This is a genomic window from Gilliamella sp. BG2 (genome assembly GCF_046635645.1).
In the GTDB taxonomy this organism is placed as follows: Bacteria; Pseudomonadota; Gammaproteobacteria; order Enterobacterales; family Orbaceae; genus Gilliamella; species Gilliamella bombi.
Genome location: NZ_JBIDFF010000014.1, coordinates 1 through 17,106 on the forward strand (window position 1 = coordinate 1; position 17,106 = coordinate 17,106).

The 17,106-nt window shown below is 33.5% G+C and carries 19 protein-coding genes; 13 read left to right on the plus strand and 6 right to left on the minus strand.

The annotated features are described in order from the left end of the window. The first annotated feature begins 411 nt into the window (after positions 1-411). The 4 genes from ACGH6Q_RS07250 (at position 412) to pmrB (ending at position 2,744) form a co-directional block, all read left to right on the plus strand. Positions 412-684, plus strand: coding sequence for a phosphatase PAP2 family protein (locus ACGH6Q_RS07250; RefSeq protein WP_238786395.1), 273 nt, complete (start codon positions 412-414; stop codon positions 682-684). Beyond that, entirely contained in the window at positions 612-848 is a 237-nt protein-coding gene (locus ACGH6Q_RS07255) for a phosphatase PAP2 family protein (RefSeq protein WP_363319033.1), read from the plus strand. Before ACGH6Q_RS07250 ends, ACGH6Q_RS07255 begins: the two co-directional genes overlap by 73 nt. 96 nt (positions 849-944) lie before the next feature. Then, positions 945-1,607, plus strand: a complete 663-nt coding sequence (gene pmrA / locus ACGH6Q_RS07260) for a two-component system response regulator PmrA (RefSeq protein ID WP_174798531.1) — start codon at positions 945-947, stop codon at positions 1,605-1,607. Between the two features lie 33 nt (positions 1,608-1,640). After that, positions 1,641-2,744 carry a two-component system sensor histidine kinase PmrB gene (pmrB, locus tag ACGH6Q_RS07265; RefSeq protein WP_174798530.1) on the plus strand — a complete coding sequence of 368 codons (1,104 nt, stop codon included), beginning with the start codon at positions 1,641-1,643 and terminating at the stop codon, positions 2,742-2,744. Here the strand turns inward: pmrB and ACGH6Q_RS07270 are convergent. Continuing rightward, positions 2,713-3,333: a YrbL family protein gene (locus tag ACGH6Q_RS07270; RefSeq protein ID WP_085165835.1), complete on the minus strand. Its 621-nt coding sequence runs from the start codon at positions 3,331-3,333 to the stop codon at positions 2,713-2,715. The two genes, pmrB and ACGH6Q_RS07270, sit on opposite strands and share 32 nt — an antisense overlap. Before the next feature lie 274 nt (positions 3,334-3,607). On the opposite strand from ACGH6Q_RS07270, the gene rplM reads away from it, so the two are divergent. The 7 genes from rplM to glnE all read left to right on the plus strand — a co-directional run bounded on the left by rplM (position 3,608) and on the right by glnE (position 11,249). Then, on the plus strand, positions 3,608-4,036 hold the full coding sequence (gene rplM / locus ACGH6Q_RS07275) for a 50S ribosomal protein L13 (RefSeq protein ID WP_034901369.1): 429 nt from the start codon (positions 3,608-3,610) through the stop codon (positions 4,034-4,036). An 11-nt stretch (positions 4,037-4,047) separates the two neighbouring features. Next, the gene (rpsI, locus tag ACGH6Q_RS07280; RefSeq protein WP_034915459.1) at positions 4,048-4,440 is read left to right on the plus strand and encodes a 30S ribosomal protein S9; all 393 of its coding nucleotides are present in this window, start codon (positions 4,048-4,050) and stop codon (positions 4,438-4,440) included. 334 nt (positions 4,441-4,774) lie between these two features. Then, positions 4,775-5,407, plus strand: coding sequence for a glutathione S-transferase N-terminal domain-containing protein (locus ACGH6Q_RS07285; RefSeq protein ID WP_297225167.1), 633 nt, complete (start codon positions 4,775-4,777; stop codon positions 5,405-5,407). Positions 5,408-5,456: 49 nt separating this feature from the next. After that, positions 5,457-5,864: a ClpXP protease specificity-enhancing factor gene (locus ACGH6Q_RS07290; RefSeq protein WP_411592492.1), complete on the plus strand. Its 408-nt coding sequence runs from the start codon at positions 5,457-5,459 to the stop codon at positions 5,862-5,864. Positions 5,865-5,957: 93 nt separating this feature from the next. Then, on the plus strand, positions 5,958-6,905 hold the full coding sequence (locus tag ACGH6Q_RS07295; protein ID WP_174798526.1) for an inorganic triphosphatase: 948 nt from the start codon (positions 5,958-5,960) through the stop codon (positions 6,903-6,905). Between the two features lie 16 nt (positions 6,906-6,921). After that, positions 6,922-7,965 (plus strand): hypothetical protein, encoded by a 1,044-nt coding sequence (locus ACGH6Q_RS07300; protein ID WP_411592494.1) that lies wholly within the window; start codon positions 6,922-6,924, stop codon positions 7,963-7,965. Positions 7,966-8,405: 440 nt separating this feature from the next. After that, a complete protein-coding gene (gene glnE, locus ACGH6Q_RS07305; protein ID WP_411592495.1) occupies positions 8,406-11,249 on the plus strand; it encodes a bifunctional [glutamate--ammonia ligase]-adenylyl-L-tyrosine phosphorylase/[glutamate--ammonia-ligase] adenylyltransferase in 2,844 nt (947 codons plus the stop codon). Between the two features lie 127 nt (positions 11,250-11,376). On the opposite strand, the gene ttcA is transcribed toward glnE, so the two are convergent. Together ttcA and yeiP are read right to left on the minus strand one after the other, a co-directional pair. Then, the gene (gene ttcA / locus ACGH6Q_RS07310) at positions 11,377-12,273 is read right to left on the minus strand and encodes a tRNA 2-thiocytidine(32) synthetase TtcA (RefSeq protein ID WP_174798495.1); all 897 of its coding nucleotides are present in this window, start codon (positions 12,271-12,273) and stop codon (positions 11,377-11,379) included. 14 nt (positions 12,274-12,287) lie between these two features. Further along, positions 12,288-12,860 (minus strand): elongation factor P-like protein YeiP, encoded by a 573-nt coding sequence (gene yeiP, locus ACGH6Q_RS07315; protein ID WP_065574609.1) that lies wholly within the window; start codon positions 12,858-12,860, stop codon positions 12,288-12,290. A 116-nt stretch (positions 12,861-12,976) separates the two neighbouring features. On the opposite strand from yeiP, the gene ACGH6Q_RS07320 reads away from it, so the two are divergent. Together ACGH6Q_RS07320 and ACGH6Q_RS07325 are read left to right on the plus strand one after the other, a co-directional pair. Next, complete coding sequence (locus tag ACGH6Q_RS07320) at positions 12,977-13,243, plus strand: hypothetical protein (RefSeq protein WP_296300813.1); 267 nt, start codon at positions 12,977-12,979, stop codon at positions 13,241-13,243. A 203-nt stretch (positions 13,244-13,446) separates the two neighbouring features. Then, positions 13,447-14,889 (plus strand): amino acid permease, encoded by a 1,443-nt coding sequence (locus ACGH6Q_RS07325; protein ID WP_065590993.1) that lies wholly within the window; start codon positions 13,447-13,449, stop codon positions 14,887-14,889. 117 nt (positions 14,890-15,006) lie between these two features. On the opposite strand, the gene infA is transcribed toward ACGH6Q_RS07325, so the two are convergent. The 3 genes from infA to holA form a co-directional block, all read right to left on the minus strand. Then, entirely contained in the window at positions 15,007-15,225 is a 219-nt protein-coding gene (gene infA, locus ACGH6Q_RS07330) for a translation initiation factor IF-1 (RefSeq protein ID WP_025315083.1), read from the minus strand. 224 nt (positions 15,226-15,449) lie between these two features. Continuing rightward, positions 15,450-16,103: a nicotinate-nucleotide adenylyltransferase gene (gene nadD, locus ACGH6Q_RS07335; protein WP_085165351.1), complete on the minus strand. Its 654-nt coding sequence runs from the start codon at positions 16,101-16,103 to the stop codon at positions 15,450-15,452. Beyond that, positions 16,097-17,101 (minus strand): DNA polymerase III subunit delta, encoded by a 1,005-nt coding sequence (gene holA / locus ACGH6Q_RS07340; protein ID WP_296318006.1) that lies wholly within the window; start codon positions 17,099-17,101, stop codon positions 16,097-16,099. Before holA ends, nadD begins: the two co-directional genes overlap by 7 nt. Positions 17,102-17,106: the final 5 nt, after the last annotated feature.

Consider the following 17,106-nt stretch of genomic DNA (forward strand, 5'->3'; position numbering starts at 1 on the left):
GTTAGGCTACTTGCCTCCCGTTGAATTTAAAAAACACTTACCCCTTAATTTTTTTGTTTGAAAATGTGTTGCCATTCCAAAAACGCCTTATGAGTTTTTAGAGGATTATTTTAACCATGAAGTGTAAAAAACTCTGCGTTTTCCTACACTTTATTTAAATGACGAATTTAAATCTAAAAGTACATCAAATTTTACATTTATCTGATTACTGAATAAGTTTATATTAAGGTTCTCTTAAGGTTTATACGTTAAATTATTAATAATTTGGGTGAATCTAGAGAGATAGCTTATGTGGCATGATTTTAATACGCAAATTTTTTTATTAATAAACGCTTCAGATCATGCATCTAAATCATTTGTCTTTTTTGCTATTTTTGTGCTAACTATTTGGTTTACCTACCTGTTATTATTATGGTAATCGGTTGGTGTATTCGGCCTATTTATAGGCAATTAATTTTAAAAATAGTATTTAGTTTAGGGTTAGCATTATTAGTTACTTTTGTTATTCGTTATTGTTTTTATTCTCCACGCCCTTTTGTGGTTGAAGTTGGTACTAATTATCTTTTTCATGACAAAACAAGTTCTTTACCGAGCCAACATGCGGTATTTGTGTGGACGATGTTTTTTGCTGTTTTTTTGATAATGCATATCGCTTTAGAACAGATCTATATTTATTGGCTTTAATTGCTGTACTTGTATGTTGGAGTCGTATATATCTAGGGATTCATTGGCCATTAGATATTATTGTCGGATTTATTTTAAGTATATTATCGGCGTATTTAATTAATAAAAATTGGATAAGTATTAACAAGTTTCTTAATAAGTATGTTCTTATTGAGCGCAATTAATAGCTTTAGATATGTAACGTGAAGTATATAATTACTGATAATTATACGATTGAGAATTCTTAGTGATTCCAACATTTATATTAAGGTAAATCATCAATGAAAATATTAATTGTTGAAGATGATAGCTTGCTACAGAAAGGTTTATACGATGGTATAACGTCAAATGGTTATGTTTGTGAAGTTGCTACAAATGGTAAACAAGCTGAAGATTATATTCAATTTGGGCAGTTTAGTTTAATTATACTCGATTTAGGATTACCTGATTGTGATGGACTTGACTTACTGATTCGCTGGCGAAAAAATCATATTTCAACGCCAGTTTTGATTTTAACTGCACGCGATACCATAGAAGATAGAGTCGATGGTTTAGATAATGGTGCCGATGATTATTTGATTAAACCTTTTGCTTTAACTGAATTATTAGCTAGAGTAAGAGCGTTAATTCGTCGAGATCAAGGTACCGCAGATAATTTTATCAGTTATGGTCCTATTAATATTGATATAAAACAACAAAAAGTGACTGTTAATAACCAAGAAGTAGTGTTAACACCAAAAGAGTTTATTGTATTATCTCGATTAATGCTAAAAGCTGGCGAAAAGGTCCACCGTGATTTATTGCAAAATGATCTTTATGATTGGCAGAGTGACCCTAGCTCAAATGTTTTGGAAGTGTATATTCACGGATTACGTAATAAATTGGGTAAAAATTTTATTCGTACAGTACGAGGTTATGGTTATCAACTTAATGATGGATGTTGATAACTCGATTAATTTAAATTAGATAATTAAATTATGATTTCAGAATCACTTAGTAATATACGCCACAGTATTCGTTGGAACCTATTTTTTACTTTGGGTTCTATCATGTTGGTTTGTCAGATTATTACTGTCCTTTGGTTATGGCATGAAAGTAAAGAACAAATAGATGTATTGGTTAATTTGACTCTAAGTCAAAATAAAATTGATGAGGTTGTTGAAGAAGAAGAATTAGAAGCGATTTTTGTTTTGTTTTGTTCAGCCTTTTCTATGATGGCAGTAACACTATTTTTAGCGTATAAAGCGATCAGGTGGATCACAAAACCGTTGGAAATTTTAGAGAAAGATCTTAATCAACGTACTGAAGAGAACCTAAAACCCATTGCGCCAATTAGCAATATGCGTGAAATTAAATCGATTACATCTGTATTGAATAATCTTTTTATTAGGCTGAGTACAACATTATCTCAAGAACGTCTTTTTACCTCCGACGTAGCGCATGAAATGAGGACACCTTTAGCAGGCATTCGTTTACATCTAGAATTGTTAGAAAATAACAATAACATTGATTGCACAGAGTTAATTGATCGTATAGATCGATTAGTCAGTACTGTAGAACAGCTATTAATGCTTGCTCGAGCTAGTCAAAAGTTTACTGTAGGACAGTATCAACATATTAATTTTTATAATGATATTATGATTCCGCTGTCTGATGAACTAACAGAATTGACTTCACAAAAACAGCAACAGCTCGAATGGTATTTGACTGATAAAGATCTTATTTTTAATGGTGATGCAACCTTAATAAGACTATTAGTACGTAATTTAGTTGAAAATAGTTATCGCTACAGTCCTGAGAACACTAAAATTGTGGTAAGCTGTTACAAAATTAAAAAAGATATCATTATTACTGTAGAAGATGAAGGTAATGGCATTGATGAGTCTAAAAGCGAAAAACTGACTCAAGCCTTTTTTCGTATGGATCGCAAGCATAATGGTATTGGGCTTGGTTTAAGTATAGTCAACCGTATTGCTAAATTACATCAAGGTCTATTTACCTTAAAAAATAGACCTAATAATGTAAAAGGTGCTATTGCACAATTGAGGATTACTGATTCACTTCGTCAACTAAACGAGTGATTAATTTGTTGTTGCTATTTTCTTTAATAATGGATGTTAAAAAACGTTGCCAAGTTCGTTCAATTTTGGCTTTAGCAAAAAAAGGAATGTAATTGGCAATAGGAATAAGAGTTGAATTACCGATATTATCGATAATAATTAAGCGACTGTTATCTGCACTTAAGTGCTGAAACAAAATATTTTTGCTTTTTATTGTCATTGTAATAATACGATCTTTTAATAGGGTTGATTTCAAATTTCTTAATGAAGTAACTAAATCATCATAATATTGCTTAGTTAATTTTGTATCAGCGAGGTATTTTTCAAGTGGTATAGCTATTTCACCGGTATAATCTCGGATGAGTTGGAAAACATGGCCTTTGCCATAATTGGTTGAAACTGGACCGTAATATTTTGCTATTGCATCGAATGAAACATTACGTCTAATTAGATGTTTATAATAAGAAATTTCTCGATTAGTCTCATCTTCAGCACCAACATTATAATTCACTTTGATACACTTATTGGGATCATTTGGATGACGATAACATTTTCGGTGCAAACCTTTGCTAATATAATCTTCTATTGAAAGTTGAATTGTATTGTTCATTTATTTAAATATTTTGTTATTTAATGTTGATTTTAGTTTATCAGTAAGCATTCCTTCTCGCTATGATTTTTTATTTTTACTCTAGCGCTTTTATAAAATTTCTGTATAATATTGCCACCCACGTTACGACAACGTTCTTCCCAACGTTGTTTTCGGTTGTCAATATTAGTATAACCGCTCGAAGGGGTGAGTTAATTAATGGTAACAATCAAAAAGTGTAAATAAATCAAATAATTTATTAACGTGAGATTAATTAAAAATTGGATAATTACGAATGAGTACTTTTTCAGCTAAACCAGAAACAGTTAAACGCGACTGGTATGTTGTTGATGCAGCTGGTAAAACGTTAGGTCGTTTAGCTACTGAAATCGCAAGCCGTTTGCGTGGTAAACACAAAGCAGAATACACACCACATGTTGATACAGGTGATTATATTATCGTTATCAATGCAGAAAAAGTTGCTGTAACAGGCAAAAAACGCACTGATAAGATCTATTATCGTCATACTGGCTACATCGGTGGACTTAAAGAAGCGACTTTTAAAGAGATGATTGAACGTCATCCTGAACAAGTCATCGAAATTGCTGTAAAAGGCATGTTACCGAAAGGTCCTCTTGGTCGTGCAATGTACCGTAAACTAAAAGTTTATGCTGGTAGTGAGCACAATCATGCGGCACAACAACCGCAAGTACTAGATATTTAAGGGGATAAAAGATGGCTGATAATCAATATTACGGTACAGGTCGCCGCAAAAGTTCTGCTGCTCGTGTATTTATCAAACCAGGTAGTGGTAACATCGTTATTAACAAGCGTTCTTTAGAGCAATACTTTGGTCGTGATACAGCTCGTATGGTTGTTATGCAACCGTTAGAGTTAGTTGAGATGACTGACAAACTTGATCTTTATATCACTGTTAAAGGTGGTGGTATTTCAGGTCAGGCTGGTGCGATTCGTCACGGTATTACTCGTGCGTTAATGGAATATGATGAAACTTTACGTTCTGCGTTACGTCAAGCAGGTTTTGTTACTCGTGATGCACGTCAAGTTGAACGTAAAAAAGTGGGTCTACGCAAAGCTCGTCGTCGTCCTCAATTCAGCAAACGTTAGCAGCAATATTACAAAAACGTTACAATTTTGTTTCAAAACCCAGCAAATGCTGGGTTTTTTTATGCTGATTTGGTTAATTAAAAAGTTAAACTACGTAGGTTAAATATTTTTAAGAATTAAGATTATTTAGGAAATAAATATTATTTAATATTATTAGGTTAACTAATTTAATAAATCCTATACTTAAGCACATGTTTTATGAAACTGCTTGTCAAAATTAGGGCTTGAGGAAAAGAATTAAAGAAAATTTATTTTTTTTTAACAATTTTGTTATCCAATTTGTTAGAATAGACGGCAACTAGACTTATTTTAATTTTATAAATTTGGAGTGGATATGGTTGTTGCTGTTAATAAACGTTCTGTAATGACATTATTTTGTGATACAACAGATATTTACGGGCATCAGATTCGTTTTGTTCTGGCAGAAAAAGGGGTAACTGCGGAAATAGAGTTTGTAACGGCAGATAATTTACCTCAGGAATTATTGGATCTTAATCCATATAGTTCAATTCCAACTTTAATTGATCGTGACCTTACGTTATATGAACCACATATTGCGTTAGAATATTTGGATGAACGCTTTCCGCACCCACCATTAATGCCTGTTTATCCTATCGTTCGCGCTAATTCACGATTAACAATGTACCGTATTAAAAAAGAGTGGTATAGTGCATACGAAACAATTATTACTGATCCTAATAGTGATGCGGCTAAAACAGCACGAAAAAACCTTCTTGATGATCTTGTTTCAGTTTCGGTTATGTTTAAAGAAAAAGATTATTTTATGAGTGATGATTTTACATTATGTGATTGTTACTTTGCGCCGTTACTTTGGCGTTTGCCATTGCTTGGTATTGAATTACCAAAAGTAGCCGAAAAGAATTATTTAGCCTATATGGCGAGAATTTTTGAACGCCCTGCTTTTATTAATTCATTAACTGAAGCAGAAAAAAAGATAAGATCATAAACAATTAAATTTATCTTTATTTACGATAATTTTAGCCAAGGTAGCCTTGATGGAACTTGAACAAATGACGCCACGTCGCCCTTATCTATTTAGGGCTTTTTATGACTGGATTTTGGATAATGAATTGACGCCTTATATTGTGGTTAATACATCAGTATATGGTGTGTTAGTGCCACAAGAATTTATCCAAAACAATCAAATTATACTCAATATAGCCCCACAATCCGTTGGCCAATATTTGGCTACTAACGAACAAATTGAATTTAATGCTCGCTTTTCTGGTGTGCCACAACATATTGTTGTACCAATGGCAGCGATTGAGGCGATTTATGCTCGTGAAAACGGTGTTGGTATGGGATTTGAAGATGAGCCACAATATCGTATACAGAGCGAATCTTTGCCCTCACAACCTAAACAATCTAAATCAAAACCTAATCCATTTCGTGTTGTAAAATAATTTGTCATATTGTTGATTAACGGTGATTCGCTATGATGTATGAAGTAGATTTATCGTTGATTATGTTAAAAATAGCGAAAAAATAGTAGATGAATGAGTAATGAAATCGAATTAAAGTTTGAAATTAATACTAGTGATATTGCTAATTTAAGATATTTTCTAGATCAATGGGCTGATAGCGACGAAGTTGAATTTTTAACGATATCACCAGCAAAAAACAGTTCTACAAAACTCAATTTGACTAGTACCTATTATGACACAAGCGATTATTACCTACGTAATAATCAGTGTGGATTGCGAGTAAGGGAATGCGAAAGTGATCACGAAAAAGAGTTTGAAATCACCTTAAAGCGAGATAGCAAGTCTGTGTCTGGATTACATGAGCGTGCTGAATTTAATGTTGACTTACCTAATTCAGAACCCAATTTAGCTGTATTACCACATATGGCATTACCCTATAATTGCGATATTGAGCGGTTACAACGAGATTTATTACCATTGTTCAGTACTGATTTCAAAAGGCAAACTTGGTTAATTTCTTTTGCGAGTAGCGAAATTGAGGTAGCACTAGACCAAGGGGAAATTAAGTCAAACAAAAAAGTTAAAATCATTCAAGAAGTCGAATTAGAACTCAAACAAGGTAATAAACAAGACCTGTTTAATTTTGCTCTTGAATTAAGCCGTTTCCATTTGCATCTTTTTTCACAAAGTAAAGCTGCTAGGGGCTATTGTTTACTGAAAAATACATCACTTAAAACTTGTCAATTTGATTTTCAAGCCCATCAAGATCTAGCAAGCCTGTTAAGATTTTGGCAACAAAATGAAGAATATGCATTAGAAGTTAATGATTTAGAGTTATATAAACAAACACTAAACCAAATAAATTATATTCTAATAGATAAAAATCTTCCTTTTGAGCCTGAATTTACACAATGGCAAATGGCATTATTGACTATTAACTCTGTAAAAGAATTTGCTTTTAGTGAGATTAATACAAAGTTCAGGCTTATGTTGATCGCAAATATGACTATTAATCAATGAAATAAAAAGTAAAATAATGAAGCTTTCTTTTTTTAAATTACCGTTCTTGTTTTTGCTGTTTTATGGGGTGCTAGATAGCGCTTTTTTAGTTGGACGAGAACTTCTTGTTGAGAATATGGTTTTTAGCTATGCAAAGGTTAACCCATATATTTGGGACGATTCTTTCTTATCATTAATTATTCATATAGTTTTGCCTAATACTTTTAATCAGTTAGCAAATCTGGTTTTAATTTTTATTACTTCAGCCATAATCTTGCACAAGAATTCGGTCTATCGAGTCAATAAAAAGAATCTGCTTTGTGTGTTTTTAATTGTTTTTTTTATAATAATAGGTATCAATGGTTATCAGGTGATATTTGAGCGACAGGTTCTTGGATTTTTATATTATGCTATAGTGCCATATTATTTTACTTATATAGAAAGCCTCTATATAGGCATATTTAGATTAGCTTGTTATATTTGGATAATAATGGCGATTTATTTAGGGATAAAACTACTGCGAACAGCTTTCGTAACAGAGTCAGATATGATTGTATTATCCTCGGACAATAGTCAAAAAACTCATTTATCTTTATTTATTCTATTATTTAATTTCTATTATCTATCTATTGTCTTATTTTGCTTAAATTTCTTTTTTGTTCCTAAAGATCCTCTGGATTCTATAGGTCCCCTTGAATACCATATTAGAACTATTATTTTTTATTCAGTTTTTTTATTGATTGTAAATACGATTGGTTATTTTGTTTTGCGAAAACAATTTAAAACTGTTTATGATAATTTACAGGTGAAGTCATTAATTTCAAGTTCTGTCATTGCTTTTGTGTTAACATCGTTGGCAGCAATAATTGTTTTATTTTTCAATATATATTGTCTGAAATGGTTTGATGAGGTTGCAGATTCATTAACAGATAGCGAAATAATGGTTATTGTTATAACAGATATTATATTATTTCTTCTTATTTTATGTGCAATAGGTTCGGTAGTTGTTGGTAAAACAGCAAAAGCATTTTTTGGAAAAGAAGTTAATTTATCCAGTTTTGTTGAGTCAAAGTCAGAATAAAATTTGTACAAATTAGTTTATTGGTAACATTTTTACATTAATTATAATAGGCATTGTTCTATAATAGACAAGGTTGCCTTATATTAATTGCAAGAATTGTTGCCTGAAATTTTTATTTTTTTCGGTATGATATTTTTTTATCTATACAACAATATAATGACGGTTTTTATTAGGATATATGGTTATATATAGCTCCAGTAAAGGTCTTTTTACTCCAAAAAGACTTTGCACCTATGGTAATATAAAATAAAGGGTTTAAAGAAGTTGTATATTCTTTATGAATCATTCCTAAAAACAATACTCAATTAAAAATCATCTCATCATTTTCGACACTTTTTTATTTTGTATATAAAATACTATATAACTTACAAAAGTTACTTATAATATATTCTTATTTTGCTGATATTATTTTGTGAAGAAATTTCTAAGAGAGCTTGCTTATGTCAGAATTTAACCTTCCAGTTTCTTCTTTGTTTGAACAACAAAAGCAAAAAGTTGCCTCTCAACTTAAACAATGTCAATCAAACGAAATACAAGCTAATCTAGATATTTTAGTGCGAAGTAATTTTTTGGTAGATGCATTTTATCGATTTCCTAACTGGCTAACAGAAATCAGCCAAAATCCCCCACAGGCAGATGAAAGACAGTATTACCAAACTTGGTTAAATGAAAAATTAATAGCAGTTTCAGATGAAACTGAATTCATGAAGATTTTAAGGCAATTTCGTCGTTATATTTTAGTCCGGTTAGCATGGTCTCAACTAGTTCATATCAGTAATGATGAGCAGATTTTATTACAATTAAGTGAACTAGCTGAGGTGATAATTGTTACAGCTCGTAATTGGCTTTATGAGCTTAGTTGCAAAGAGTGGGGGACACCTTACAATGCTCAAGGTCAGACGCAGCCACTGCTGATTTTAGGTATGGGAAAATTAGGTGGTGGAGAACTTAATTTCTCGTCCGATATTGATTTGATTTTTACCTATCCCGAACATGGACAAACACAAGGAGGGCGGAGAGAGTTAGATAATGCTGTATTCTTTACACGTTTGGGACAACGTTTGATCAAAGCGTTAGACCAAATTACAGAAGATGGATTTGTTTATCGCGTTGATATGCGCTTGCGGCCACTTGGTGATGGTGGACCTTTGGTGCTGAGTTTTTCTGCTATGGAAGATTACTATCAAGAACAAGGGCGCGATTGGGAACGTTATGCAATGGTTAAAGCTAAAGTGCTTGGTGATCAACAATCTCCTTATGTCAGTGAGCTTTATCAAATGTTAAAACCATTTGTTTATCGTCGCTATATTGATTTTAGTGTTTTACAATCATTGCGTAATATGAAAAGCATGATTGAACGTGAAGTGCGTCGTCGTGGTTTAAAAAATAACATTAAGCTTGGTGCTGGTGGGATTCGTGAAATAGAGTTTATTGTACAAGTTTTTCAGCTTATTCGTGGTGGAAGAGTAGTGGGGTTGCAAACTCGTTCGCTATTAAATGCGCTTGATGTGATTGAACAAGAATCGCTACTTGCATCGAATGAAGTATCGTTATTACGAGAAAATTACCTATTTTTACGCCGTTGTGAAAATCTTCTACAAGCTATTGCTGACGAACAGACCCAAACCTTGCCAAATAATGCACTGGATCAAGCTCGTTTAGCGATAAGCATGGGCTTTAATCATTGGCATGATTTTGAACAAGCGTTATTAGTGCGGATGCAACATAACCGCCAAATTTTTAATGAACTTATTGGCGAAAACGAATCAGAATCTACCTCAATGACTAAGCCTTATAACGATCAATTTGACGATCTTTGGGTGCCTGATCTTCAAATAAGCGATGTTAGTGCAATATTACCTACCTATTCAGAAACAGAAGTTACGCAGATCTACCAAATGCTAGTGCAATTTCGTGATGATATAGGTAAACGTACCATTGGCGTACGGGGGCGTGAAATCCTCGATCAGTTAATGCCACGTTTGTTAGAAGCTGTCTGTAGCGAAAAGCAAGCAACAATGGTGCTATCAAGGATTTTGCCGTTACTTGTTAATATTGTTAGTCGTACCACTTATTTAGAACTGTTACTTGAATATCCAACTGCTTTGAAGCAATTGATTCGCTTATGTAGTGCTTCACCAATGATTAGCGATCAGCTGGCTCATTACCCTATATTATTAGATGAGCTTATTGATATCAATTCGCTTTATCAGACTGTTGCTCCAAATGAATATAAAAGCCAGCTTTATCAATATTTATTACGTATTGAAGTTGATGACGAAGAACAACAACTTGAAGCTTTACGTCAATTTAAACAGATGCAATTGTTGCATATAGCTGCTTGCGATGTTGAGCATGTATTAACTACCATGAAGGTCAGTGATCACCTAACTTATGTGGCTGAATCATTATTAGATTTTGTCATACAAATGGCTTGGAATCAAATGGTTACTCGCTATGGCAAGCCTGAGCATTTGGCTGATAATCATAAAGGCTTGGTGGTAATCGGCTATGGTAAATTAGGCGGTTGGGAACTGGGTTATGGTTCGGATCTCGATTTGGTTTTTTTACATGATTGTCCAGTTAATAGTATAACTAACGGCAATAAGCAGATAGATAGTCGTCAATTCTATTTGCGTTTAGTTCAGCGAATTATTCATCTATTTAATGTTCGTACTAGTTTTGGGATTTTATATGAAGTCGATGTAAGGCTTCGCCCTCAGGGTGATGCAGGATTGCTTGCTTGTAGTTTAGATTCGTTCGAAGATTACCAAATGAATGAAGCTTGGACTTGGGAGCATCAAGCATTAGTCAGAGCAAGAGCTATATATGGAGAAGGTGAATTAATAAAACGTTTTAACCAAATTCGTCATAATGTACTTTGTAAAAAGCGTGATGAAGTTGTATTAAAAAAAGAAGTGCGTGAAATGCGTGAAAAAATGAGAGTACATCTAGGTAGCACTCAAAACAATTTATTTAACTTAAAAATTGATGAAGGAGGAATAGGAGATATTGAGTTTATATCGCAATATCTTGTGCTTAATTATGCTAATAAATATCCTAAAATGACAAAGTGGAGCGATAATGTTCGGATTTTAGAACTTGCGACAAATTATCAAATAATGGATAGCCAAGAAGCAGAGCAGCTAACACAAGCCTATATCGATATGCGCAACAAAATTCATAGATTAGCATTGCAATTACAATCTAGCACGGTTAATAGTTCGCAATTTGTGCAAGAAAAACAAATAGTCAACCAATGCTGGCTAAAATGGTTAACATAATAAATTGGCTTTTTATTTTAATGTTTGGTTTAACTTTATTGTGGATTTAAAATTTCTAGGAAATGTAAAAATCAATGCCACATTAATGGCATTGATGAAAAAGTTAAAGTATATGTATATTAAGCCACTATTTTGCTTCCTTCCATAAAATCATATCTTGTTTTTCAAGTTCTGAAGCATCAAAACCGATGGTTGTTGCCATATCTTCGCGGTCAAAAGCAATATCGCCACCATTAACAGAAAGATCACCTTTTTTAATCCCTTTAAAATCAAACAAATTGGTATCACACAGATGGGATAGGGTGATGTTTTGTGTTGCTCGGAACATGGTTTCAATGCGTCCGGGGAACTTTTTATCCCATTCATTGAGCATTTCTTTAATTACTTGCCTTTGTAAGTTGGGTTGTGAGCCACAAAGATTACAAGGAATAATCGGAAATTGTTTAATTTCAGCGTATCTGGCGATATCTTTTTCTTTGCAATAAGCTAGTGGTCGGATAATGATATGTTCACCTGAATCATTCATTAGCTTTGGCGGCATTGCTTTGAGTTTGCCACCATAAAACATATTTAAAAATAGCGTTTCTAAAATATCATCTCGATGATGGCCAAGGGCAATTTTTGTTGCACCAAGTTCGGTTGCTGTGCGATATAAAATGCCACGACGTAGCCGTGAACAAAGCGAGCAAGTTGTTTTACCTTCAGGGATTTTATCCTTGACAATACCGTAGGTGTTTTCTTGCACGATTTTATATTCAATGCCTAACGAATTTAAATATTCAGGCAATACATGTTCAGGAAATCCTGGTTGTTTTTGATCTAAGTTAACTGCTATTAGATCAAAATGTACTGGTGCACTGATTTTTAAGTTGATAAGAATATCAAGCAAAGTATAACTATCTTTACCGCCTGATAAGCAAACCATAATACGATCGCCTTCTTCGATCATATTAAAGTCAGCGATTGCTTCGCCAGTTAAGCGACGCAATCGTTTATGTAGTTTATTTTGATTATATATATTCATTACGATTTTATTGGTTATTCGGCACGGCTCATGTAACGGCGTTCAGCAATATGAATTTTAACTCTTTCATGGTTATCAATATATTCTGGAACCTGAATTACAAGCCCAGTCGATAAAGTAGCTGGTTTAGTTCGCGCACTAGCTGAAGCTCCTTTAATACTTGGCGAGGTTTCAACAATATCAAGTTCAACAGTCTGTGGCAATTCCAAGGCAAGAACTTCACCATCAGCCATTAGCACTTGAATACCATTCATACCGCCTTCAGGGATAAACAATAATTCATCTTCAATTTGCTCTTTTTTGAAGATATAAGGGGTATAATCCTCATTATCCATAAATACATATTCATCACCATCAATATACGAAAAACTAACAGGTCGACGGGATAGTTCAATTGTTTCGAGGATATCATCACCTTTAAAACGTTCTTCAACTTTTCCACCATTTTTTACATCGGTAAAACGCATTTTATAAAGTGTACTGGCACCCCGTGCACTTGGACTTTGAACATCAATATCTTTAACAAGTAATAATTTACCATTATAGGTGACTGCATCACCACGTTTTATTTCATTTGCTTTAGCCATAATATTTATTCTTCACGATTAAAAAAAGTTAAAAAATTAGCTCGCTATTTTACCGCTAACTTGCTATTGTCACCATCAAAATTTATTGAATAGGCGTGTAAAATAAAGAAAACACTATGACAGATTCATTCCAATGTCGAAAAAACTGCGGTGCCTGTTGTATTGCTCCTTCAATTTCATCAGCCATCCCATGTATGCCTAAGGGTAAACCAGCTGGTATTGCTTGTATTCATTTAGATAACAATTATCAATGTAAATTGTTCTTGCACCCATCGAGACCGAAAGTTTGTGGTCGATTAAAACCTTGTATCGAAATGTGTGGTAATAGCCGTTCGCAAGCACTGAATTATTTAACTCAATTAGAACAGCTAACTAAAGGTTAAGTATTGTATATATTTAACAAAACAGTTCGATTATTAGAATTATTTATCTCGCCATCATTTTTTTTTGATACACTTTTACCTATTTTATTTATCAGTAATGATTAATATAAATTTTTAGCTGCCTATTTGGTTGTTAAATAATGTGGAATATAAAAATTTATGCTCCATAAGATGGGCTCTCCTTAACAAAGAAGAATATTGATATGAAAAACAAATTAAAACGAGATTTAAAGGCGCGTCACTTAGCTATGATCGCCATTGGTGGTTCAATTGGCACAGGGCTATTTGTTGCCTCAGGAGCAACTGTTGCTCAGGCAGGTCCCGGTGGTGCTTTGCTTTCGTATGCCATTATAGGTGTAATGGTGTACTTTTTAATGACTAGCTTAGGGGAACTTGCTGCATATTTACCTGTTTCAGGCACCTTTGCAACTTATGGTTCACGTTATGTAGATGAAGCGTTTGGTTTTGCCATTGGTTGGAACTATTGGTATAACTGGGCAATTACAGTTGCGGTTGACCTAGTTGCCGCTCAGCTAGTTATTTCTTATTGGTTTGATGCCGGTCCTTATAGCTGGTTATGGAGTTTATTGTTTTTAAGTATCATCTTTTGTTTAAACTATATTTCAGTTAAAGGTTTTGGTGAAGCTGAATTTTGGTTTTCATTAATTAAAGTTGTCACCGTTATTGTTTTTATTATTGTTGGTTTATTAATGATTATTGGTATTTTCCATGGTGCAGAAGGTGCAGGTTGGCAAAATTGGACTATCAAAGAAGCGCCTTTTGCTGGTGGATTTTCATCAATGATTGGTGTAGCAATGGTAGTTGGATTTTCATTTCAAGGTACAGAATTAATTGGTATTGCAGCTGGTGAATCAAAAGATCCAGAAAAAAATATTCCTAAAGCTATGCGGCAAGTCTTTTGGCGAATACTGTTATTTTATATCTTTGCGATTTTAGTCATCAGTTTAATTATTCCCTATACTGATCCTAATTTACTACGTAACGATGAGACCGATATAAGTGTTAGTCCATTTACCCTAGTATTTGAACATGCAGGATTATTATCAGCTGCAGCATTAATGAATGCTGTTATACTGACTTCAGTTTTATCTGCGGGTAACTCAGGACTTTATGCTTCAACTCGTATGCTTTATGCTCTTGCTAAAGAAGGTAAAGCACCTAAAATCTTTGCAAAATTATCATCATCAGGTGTACCCCGTGCAGCGTTATTAGCAACGACGTTTGTAGCCATGCTTTGCTTCTTAACGTCGATGTATAAAGATCAGGTTGTTTATTTGTGGTTGCTCAATATGTCAGGTATGACTGGTTTTATTGCTTGGTTAGGAATTGCAATTAGTCATTATCGTTTTAGAAAGGGTTACCTTATGCAAGGTCATGATGTTAATCAATTACCATATAAATCAAGCTGCTTCCCATTTGGCCCTGTTTTTGCTTTCGTATTATGTTTAATTATAACACTTGGTCAAAATTACGAAGCCTTCCTACAAGATTCTATTGATTGGAATAGTGTAATTGCAACCTATATCGGTTTACCATTATTTTTAATGATTTACTTTGGCTATAAAATAGTTAAAAAAACAAAATGGGTTAAATACGATCAAATGAACTTTTCTAAAGATGATTAACTCACTAGTTTAGTTTAAATACCTCACTTCTCCGTCGACTTTTGTCGACGGTTTTTTTATTAAAAAAGAGAGAAATAAACAGTTATATAGCGATAAAAGTTTATTCTGATAACGATATTAGCGACTTCGGAAGATGATGCGTGCTTTAGATAGATCGTAAGGTGTCATTTCAACAGTAACTTTATCACCAGTTAAAATACGAATATAGTTCTTACGCATCTTACCAGAAATATGTGCAGTAACGACATGACCATTTTCAAGTTCCACACGAAACATCGTATTTGGAAGAGTATCAAGTATGGTTCCTTGCATTTCAATGTTATCTTCTTTTGCCATTGGGGCCTCTTAATAATAAGTACAAATTAAATATACTCAACTAACTTTCCTCGTCTAAGCACATATAGTGCAAAGGTATCGCGTTGCGCTTTTATGACATCTATAAAGTATTTTATTCGATGACAAAGTAAAGTTAAGTATAAACACAAAAAGCTGAGTTTAAAATAAATAAACACTGCGGCGAAATAATGCCGAAAAAACTGTCAGATGTAAAGCCCTTTCTACTATTTCTTTGCAGTATAAAGGCCTTGCTGATGAATATAATGCCACACTTTGGGTGGTAACAAATTTTCACAACTGGCCTGGTTGTTAATATTTTGCCTGATCTCAGTAGCTGAAATATCTTCAAGTGGCGTATGTGCAAAAAAGATATAACCATGTGGTGAATTGTGTAGATCTTTAACGTTTGTGGTATTATGCACATCAATCCATTGTTGTAACTCAATGTTATCAGTTTTTTGGGCATAACCTGGTCTACGGCAAATTAGTAAATGGCAATAATCAAGCAGCGTTTTCCATTTACTCCAAGTCGGTAAACTCAATAATGAATCTTGTCCCATAATAAATGCCAATCCTTCACTATTCCCATTTTCTTGTCGCCAGGCTTGAAGCGTTTCGATAGTATAAGAAGGACGTGTTGAAGTTTCAGGTAAGATCTCTCTTACATTCAACGCAAATAATGGTAAACCTTCGATAGCCAATTTTAACATTGCCAAGCGTTGTTCAGTACTCGCTTCGGGTTGTGGTTTATGAGGAGGGATATGATTAGGCAATAAACCAATTTGCTTTAATCCGACTTCATTTGCTAACGAAATAGCAGGGCGAAGGTGTCCATAATGGATCGGATCAAAAGTTCCTCCTAATAATGCAGTTAACATTTATCTAATCCCATAAATTGCATCGATAAATTAAACATTGCGTCCCATATTCGTGCTTGGTTATCATGCTTTAAACTGATTTCGATCTCTGTCAATTTGGCTAATAAATTAAATAGGTCATTAATATCGCAACGGTTTAGATAACTGGTATATATCGTTCTTTTATTTTGCCAAACCTTATATTCATCGAAAACTTGTTTTAATGATTTTTGTTGCAATCCTTTTTTTAAATTGATCATCAATATCAATTCACGTTGAACAATCCGCAATAAAATTAACGGCTCAAATTCATTTATTTTTAGCTGTTGTAAAATATGAATGGCTCGTTTTGTTTTATTGGCAATCATCGCATCAGTCCAATGATATGGTGTAAATATTGCCGAATCATTTATATTATTTTCGACTTCATCATAAGAAATGCTCTGATTAGGATACAACAACTTAAGTTGTGCAATAATTTGTGTTAATGCCAGTAAATTGCCTTCATAATAATAGCAAAGCAGTTCAATTGCCTTTGGTTCAATGGTCATTTGTTGTTGTTGCAAATGATTTTTGATCCATTGTGGCAACTGTAAAGTATCGGGTGTAGTGCAATTGATAACCACCAATTTATCCGATAAAGCTTTATACCAAGTAGCGTTTTCTTGCGATTTCGTAATTTTGTTAAGTGTAATAACCAGCGCAATACCAGGGGTTAAAACCTCACTTAGTGTATTGAGTTTGGTAGTGATAGCTGCGTTTAATGAACCCTCACCAAAATCAAGAAAAATCAGAGTATTTGCAGAAAATAGATTCATAGCCTGACAGCTATCATAAATAGCTGTCCAATCGGTTTGATTATCAATTACAAAAGTAAGTTGCTCATCAAATCCTTTTTGTAAAAAGGATTTGCGTAACTCAGTTTGCACATAATGCTGTAAATAGGGATCACTACCTAAAATTAAATAATAGGGAGCCCCCACATTATTGTTAATTTGATCGGCACTAATTTTAATCATGTCAA